Source organism: Streptomyces sp. NPDC044061, from assembly GCF_056434305.1.
Map to the genome: position 1 here is coordinate 112,445 of NZ_JBWKFL010000027.1, position 6,616 is coordinate 119,060.

Here is a 6,616-nt window from a genome sequence, read left to right on the forward strand (position 1 = left end):
CGTTCATTCCACCGGCAGGCCGAGGCCGCGGGCGATCAGCATGCGCTGCACCTCGGAGGTGCCCTCGCCGATTTCGAGGATCTTCGCGTCGCGGTAGAACCGCGCCACCGGGTACTCCTCCATGAACCCGTAACCGCCGAAGATCTGCGTGGCGATACGCGTCGCGGTGACCGCCGACTCGCTGGCGTAGAGCTTCGCCACCGACGCGGCGCGCTTGAACTCGGCCACGCTCGGGCCGCCCGGCCGGTCCATGGCGTCCTTCATGGCTGCGGCCTTGTAGGTGAGCAGGCGGGCGGCCTGCACCATCGTTTCCAGGTCGGCGATCTGGAAGGCCACGCCCTGCTTGCGCCCGATCGCTCCGCCCATCGTCTGACGCTCCTGGGCGTAGCGCAGGCACTCGTCCAGGCACGCCTGGGTCAGGCCCACGGCGAGGGCCGCGATCGCGACCCGGCCGTCGTCGAGGGTGGCGAGGAACTGCGCGTAGCCCCGTCCCCGCTCGCCGAGCAGGTGGGACGCGGGTACCCGGCAGTCGGTGAAGGTGAGCGGGTGGGTGTCGGAGATGTGCCAGCCGAGTTTGTCGTATGCCGGCTCGACGATGAATCCGGGTGTGCCGGACGGCACGATGATCGCCGAGATCTCGGCCTTGCCGTCGGGGCGCTTGCCGGTTCGGGCCGTCACCGTCACCACCGAAGTGATGGACGAGCCGGAATTGGTGATGAACTGCTTCGCGCCGTCGACCACCCACTCCTCGCCGTCGAACTCGGCGCGGGTACGGGTCGCGCCCGCGTCCGATCCGGCACCCGGCTCGGTGAGGCCGAAGCCGGCCAGGCGGCGGCCGGCGACCAGGTCGGGCAGCCAGGTCTGCTTCTGCTCCTCGTTGCCGTAGGTGAGGATCGGGTTGATTCCCAGCCCGACCGCGGCCTCCAGCGTGATCCCCATGGCCTGGTCGACGCGGCCGATTTCCTCGATCGCCACGCACAGCGAGGTGAAGTCGCCGCCGCTTCCGCCGTACTCCTCGGGGGCGGTGAGGCCCATCAACCCGAGTTCGCCCATCTGCTGCACCACGTCGACGGGGAAGTGGTGGTCCTTGTCCCAGTGGGCGACGTGCGGTGCGATCTCCTTCTCCGCGAAGTCACGTACGACCTTGCGGAAGTCCTCGTGTTCGACGCTCAGCGCGAAAGCGCTCATAGTTGACTACTCCTGGCTGAATTGAGCGTGCAGAGTCTCTGACCGGGGCGCGAGGGCCTCAGCTTTGTCCGCGGGTGGATTCCTTCTCGGCGCTCCGGGCCTGTTCCTCGCCGGGGCCGCGGTCGAAGCGCTCGCTCAGCTCTCGCAGGCGAGCGCGGTACGCCTCGACGTTGCGGAGCTTGACCTCCTCGAACCCGCGGACCATGTCGGGGAGCGAGGCGATCTCCACGGCCAAGGCGTGTTTGGCGGGAGTGAGACCGGTGAGCAGGTGGGCGACGCGCTCGGTGTAGTCCTCGAGCAGGGCCCGCTCGACCCTTCGCACATGTGCGCGACCGAACGGGTCGAAAGCGGTTCCCCGTAGCCGGCGCATTCCGTAGAGGGCGGTGAAGCCAGGACGGAACCAACCACCGAGCCGGATCTTGCGCTGCACTCCGAGGGCCCGCAGCAGCGGGGGCTGCAGATTCCACTGAGCCCGCGCTCCGGGACCGAACCGCTCCGTCAGCTCAGCCGCGACACCCTCGTCGAGGGCGAGGCGGGCCACCTCGTACTCGTCCTTGTAGGCCATCAGCTTGAACAGGTTCCTGGCCACAGCCGTGGCCAGGTCCTCGGTCCCGGGGACGATCTCTCGTTCGCGCTCGCGGACGGCATCCACCGTCTCGGCGTAACGCCCGGCGTATCCGGCGTCCTGGTACGCCGTCAACTCACTGATGCGGCCTGCCACGAGCGTGCCGAACGCTGTGGTGTCGCCCGACGTGTCCGCGGGCCCGGACACGCGGGAGCCGCCCGTCTCGAGAGCGGCCTCCACCGCGCTGCGGTCCGCGACCCACAGCCGCCCATAACGGAACGCTTGGAGGTTGGCCTCCACCGCGACGCCGTTGATACGGATCGCTTCCTCGATGGCCGCGGCCGGCAGCGGCAGGGCGCCCAGCTGGAACCCGACCCCGATCAGGAAGATGTTGAGGTACTGGTCGTCGCCCAACAGCCCCAACACCACCTCCCGCGCGTCCAGCACCTCCGCGCCGGGACGCACCCGCGCCAGCAGCCGTTCGGTCATCGCGGCTGTGTCGGGGAAGGTCTGGCGGACGTCGGCCACCATGTGACCGGTCGCGACCGGCGCGGTGTTGAGCACCGCCACCGTCCGGTCGTGCGAGGTCACCGCCAGGTTGCTCTCGTCGGCGGCCACCAGGATGTCGCAGCCGAGGTAGAGGTCGCACTCACCGGCACCCAGCTTGTTGGTGCGCCCCTCCCCCGCGCGGTAGAAGCGGATGTCGGAGACGACGGCGCCGCCCTTCTGCGCCAGACCGGTCTGGTCCAGCGAGCGCGGCGTCCAGCCGGCGAGGAGGCCGGCGGTGGCCAGAACCTGAGAGACCGTCACCACACCGGTGCCGCCGACGCCGGTCAGTCGCACACCGAAGTCGAGACCCGTGACGGTGGGGGCCGGGTCGGGAAGGGCGGCCTCACCGCTCACCCGCAGGTCGCGCGCCGCGATGCCGGTGGCGCCCTTGGCCGACTCGACGCCGGTGATCGTCATGAAGGCCGGGCAGTCACCCTTCAGGCAGCTGTAGTCGACGTTGCAGGAAGCCTGGTGGATCTGGGTCTTACGGCCGAACTCGGTCTGCACCGGCTGGACCGAGAGGCAGTTGGACTTGTGCCCGCAGTCGCCGCAGCCCTCACAGATGCGCTCGTTGATGAACACCCGGGTCGTGGGCTTGTCCAGCTTGCCGCGCTTCCACTTGCGCCGCTTCTCGGTGGCGCACTCCTGGTCGTGGACCAGCACGGTGACGCCGGGGATCTCGGCCAGCAACCGCTGCGCCTCCTCCATCCGACCGCGGTCCCACACCGTCACGTCGTGCGGCAGCCGCATGCCACGGGTCCGGCGTACGTCGTCGGAGGTGACGATGATCCGGGCCACTTTCTCGGCACGCAGAACGTCGACGATCTGGCGGAGGTTCATGGCACCGACCGCGCTCTGGCCGCCGGTCATCGCCACGGCGGAGTTGTAGAGCAGCTTGTAGGTGATGTTCACCCCGGCCGCCACGGCAGCCCTGATCGCCAGCGAGCCGGAGTGGTCGAAAGTGCCGTCGCCCAGGTTCTGCAGGTAGTGCTCGCGCCGGGTGTACGGCGCCATGCCGATCCACTGCAGGCCCTCGCCACCCATCTGGGAGAGGCCGGTGACCGCGCCGACCTGGTCCTCGTCCATGAGCAGGACCATGGCGTGACAGCCGATGCCACCGCCGACCAGCGAACCGTCGGGCACCTTGGTGGAGCTGTTGTGCGGGCACCCGGAGCAGAAGTAGGGGGCACGCTTGGGAAGGCTGACCAGGGGGAGCTGCGTACGGCCCTCGATCCGCTCGGGGCGCTGCCGCTCCACCGGGACGCCCCGGGCACCGAGCTCGCGGGCGAGCGGGCGCATGAGGGCGTCGGCATCGAGTTCACCGTAGGACGGGATCAGCTCCCTGCCCTGCTCGTCCTCCTTCCCGGAAATCCGTGGAGCACCGACGAGGCCGTAGAGGGCTTCGCGCACGGCGGTCTCGATGAAGGAGCGCTTCTCCTCGACGACGATGATGTGGTCGAGGCCATCGGCGAACTCGGCGATCGTCTCGGCGTCCAGAGGGTAGGGCATCGAGATCTTGAGGAGCCGGATCCCGGCCCCGGTGAGGCGTGCATCGGTCAGGCCCAGTCGGTACAGCGCGGCGCGGAGCTCGCGGTAGGTGCGGCCGGAGGCCACGATCCCGATGACGTCGTCGTCCCCGCTCAGTTCGATGCGGTTGAGCTGGTTGAGCCGGCAGTACTCCCGAGCCAGCCGCAGCCGGGTGGTCATCAGGTCCCGCTCCAGCGGACCGAGGGTGGGCTGGAGGAGGCGGGCGGTCGGCTGATGGCGGCCCGAGCCCGGGGGAAGGACCGGCGCCGCACGCTCGACTCCGAGATCGACCAGCGAGGAGCCGTCGGCGACAGCGGTGACGATCTTCAGCCCCACCCAGAGACCGGTGGCGCGCGAGAGCTCCACCGCGTGGAGGCCGAGGTCCAGCACCTCCTGGGAGTCGGCCGGGTTGAGGAACGGGATGGCCAGGTCCATCAACGCGAGCTCCGAGGAGCAGGGCACGCTCGACGACTTCGCGGCCGGATCGTCGCCCACCAGCACCAGGGCGCCGCCTGCCGGATGGGCACCCATGAGGTTGCCGTGCCGCAGAGCGTCGGTGGCTCGGTCCAGGCCGGGGGCCTTGCCGTACCAGACGCCGAGAACGCCGTCGCGCGTGGCGCCGTCGAGGGTGTTGACCAGCTGGCTGCCCTGCACCGCGGTGGCCGCGGCCTCCTCGTTCAACCCGGGCACGTGCCGCACGTCGTTGGCCTCGAGCAGGGTCCGCAGCCGTCCCAGCTCCAGGTCGTAACCGGCCAGCGGTGACCCCTCATAGCCGGAGACGAAGGTGGCCACGTCCTTTCCGGCGGCGAGATCGCGCCGGTGCTGGTCGATCGGCAGCCGCGCCAGCGCCTGGATCCCGGTGAGCTGAACGCGACCTGCCGTAGCCTGGTACCGCTGGCGGGGGTCGACCGGCACACCGTCGCGATCGACCGGCACACCGTCGTGCTCACCGTCGTGACGACGGAAGTCGGCACTGGCGATGGTCGTCATCTGGCCTCCTGTTCATGCTCGGGGAGCGCAGAGTGCGCTGGGGCACAGATGGACCAGCATGGGCTGGTGGCCTGGCCCAAGCGTCAAAAACTGATCCGTTGGACCAGAACATCCGAACCTTTGGTGGGCCACGTGATCCATCGGCACACGTCGGTGATGCGTCCGGCCCTTCTGGCTACCTTCGCGACGGCCGCTAGGGCCCCCAGATCGAGAACTCGCAGGATGTCGGGCTGCAGGACGACGGCGATGCCGTCGCCGCCGGCGGTCACCGTCCACGCGGGCGATTCGCACCGCGCCTGGCGGAAACGACGCGTCAGTCGAGCGCTGCCGGAAAGGCGAGTCGGCCGGCGCCCGACGGATGCGGTGGCGCCGGCCGATGAGGCGGTGTGGGTGCGAGAGCCCTTGCCGTGGCTGCTCGCGCAGCACGCCTGCCGCAGCGTGCAGGTCTTCAACGCGGCTCGTTCGGGCAGGGGCCGATAATACGGCGCAGACCGGGATGTCACGCATGAGCGTGCGGACGCACGACCGGCCGGCCCGGTGGAGGATCACCAGATGTCTGGAGGGCTCGGTCTTGGGTGCCTGGGCAGTTCTGGGTGGCCGGGGTGTGTGGTCGCGCTCCGGCATCCCCGGTGACGCCCGTGCGTGGTCAATCGGTTGCCGGCCCGGATGCCTTCGTCTCGTTCGCCGCCAGATCTTGAGCGGCCAGGGACAGCAGCGATGTGATGCGGCTCGGCAGCCGCTCGCTGAGTGCGATCTCGGTACGGCAGCGCACCACCCCGGGCAGTTGCAGGAACCGCTGGATGATCTCCTCGACGTGCTCCGTGTCCCTGGCGGCGACACGGCACAACACGTCACCTTCCCCGGCCGTCGAGTGCGCCTCCAACACCTCGTCGACGAGCACCAGTGCTCGGGTCACCCGTGCGAGCTGACCCTGGGCCAGATGAAGATGGACGAATGCCAGGATGGGAAAGCCGAGCTGCGCCGGTGAGATCCGCGGCGCATAGTCCGTGATCACGCCGAGCCGCTCCAGGCGACTCATCCGCGTGTGCACCGTCCCCCGGGCGATGCCGAGTGTACGAGCGAACTCGCGCATCCCGGCACGGGGCCGAGCGAGGAGTTCTCGAAGGATGGAGACGTCCAGAGAGTCGATGGCGACCACGACGACCTCGCAAATATCTCGGTGAGGAAGGGCTCCCTCAATTCGCCGCCGAGCGGGCTGCCGACCGCATCACCCGGTGCCGCCGTACAACGCCCGCGCGGAGACATCGGAACCGTGCGGGCGGCTGCACACGTACGCGCCCCGTAGCCAACGCGACGCCCCACTGGAGGGGGGTCGAATGCGCTGACATCACATCCTGGTCTCCTGGCTGGACACACGGCTACGCCATGACCGCCAGCTGCGTGCCGATGGTAAGGCAAAATCGCGAAGACCTGAACACCTGGACGTGAGGCAGTCAGCCTGGTGGGCCGGTTGCACAAGCAGGCCCTGGTCTGCCCGGAACTCAATGTTCGTGAGGGGGCGGCACAGCTCACGGAGTCCTGCGCGGCGACGATCCGGACTGACCGATGGGCCCTGGACAACGTCGTTAACGGTGGTTAACGTCAGATGCCGGTTAACGCTTATTAACATCGTAGGTCCACCGGGCCGTCAAGGGCATCGGCGTCGGGCCTGTCGCACAGGTCCCTGTCAACTTCCCCGTCTGTAGGAGAGCCGGCGTGAGCTTGAGGATCGTTGTCACTGTGAAGTACGTGCCCGACGCCACTGGCGACCGGCACTTCGCCGATGACCTGACCGTC

General features: G+C 69.1%; 4 protein-coding genes and 1 pseudogene. 1 reads left to right on the forward strand and 4 read right to left on the reverse strand.

Translation table 11 applies throughout. The features are described 5' to 3' along the window. Positions 1-3 precede the first annotated feature (3 nt). The 4 genes from AC07CM_RS34840 to AC07CM_RS34855 all read right to left on the reverse strand — a co-directional run bounded on the left by AC07CM_RS34840 (position 4) and on the right by AC07CM_RS34855 (position 5,978). Positions 4-1,188 (reverse strand): acyl-CoA dehydrogenase family protein, encoded by a 1,185-nt coding sequence (locus tag AC07CM_RS34840; protein WP_478880475.1) that lies wholly within the window; start codon positions 1,186-1,188, stop codon positions 4-6. Between the two features lie 58 nt (positions 1,189-1,246). After that, positions 1,247-4,819, reverse strand: a complete 3,573-nt coding sequence (locus AC07CM_RS34845) for an indolepyruvate ferredoxin oxidoreductase family protein (RefSeq protein ID WP_478880476.1) — start codon at positions 4,817-4,819, stop codon at positions 1,247-1,249. An 83-nt stretch (positions 4,820-4,902) separates the two neighbouring features. Beyond that, entirely contained in the window at positions 4,903-5,271 is a 369-nt protein-coding gene (locus AC07CM_RS34850; RefSeq protein ID WP_478880477.1) for a hypothetical protein, read from the reverse strand. A 194-nt stretch (positions 5,272-5,465) separates the two neighbouring features. Beyond that, on the reverse strand, positions 5,466-5,978 hold the full coding sequence (locus tag AC07CM_RS34855) for an Lrp/AsnC family transcriptional regulator (RefSeq protein WP_478880478.1): 513 nt from the start codon (positions 5,976-5,978) through the stop codon (positions 5,466-5,468). 557 nt (positions 5,979-6,535) lie between these two features. On the opposite strand from AC07CM_RS34855, the pseudogene AC07CM_RS34860 reads away from it, so the two are divergent. Further along, positions 6,536-6,616, forward strand: a pseudogene (locus AC07CM_RS34860) (electron transfer flavoprotein subunit beta); the annotation flags it as partial.